Origin of the sequence: Chimaeribacter arupi, assembly GCF_002858805.1 — a bacterium.
Taxonomy (GTDB): Bacteria; Pseudomonadota; Gammaproteobacteria; order Enterobacterales; family Enterobacteriaceae; genus Chimaeribacter; species Chimaeribacter arupi.
Window position 1 is genome coordinate 1 of the sequence record NZ_PJZI01000097.1, and the last position, 440, is coordinate 440.

Sequence of the window (440 nt, forward strand, 5' to 3'; positions counted from 1 at the left end):
GAATGTTCGCCGTCAGCCAATGCCGAAGGTGTCACAAAGTGCCATTGCCCTGCTGCATCCTGCACTGCCGCCTGCGGCGCGCCGCCGTCGATGCTCACCATCACCGTCACGACGTCGCTATCGGTGGTAATCGCAAAGCCCGGCGTGGTGTCGTTGGTCTGGTTATCACCAGCGACACCGCTGTCATCGCTTAACGTCACCACCGGCGCAGTAATCGCCGTATCGACCGTGATATTCAGCGCCGCTGAGGTCGCGGTATTGCCCGCATCATCAGTAACGCTTACCTGCACGGCATACTCGCCATCCGCCAGCTCCGGCGCGATAAAGCTCCAGGTTTCCCCGCTTTTGGTGGCGGGATAGGTGGTGCCGTTGATCAGCACTTCCACCGTCACTGCGTCGGCGTCGATATTGCTTAAGGTAAAGGTTGGCGTCGTTACATT

The 440-nt window shown here is 59.3% G+C and carries 1 protein-coding gene; it reads right to left on the reverse strand.

From position 1 onward, the window contains the following. Window positions 1-440 (reverse strand): Ig-like domain-containing protein (locus CYR52_RS22225; protein WP_146001365.1); only part of this gene is annotated, 440 nt, incomplete at both ends.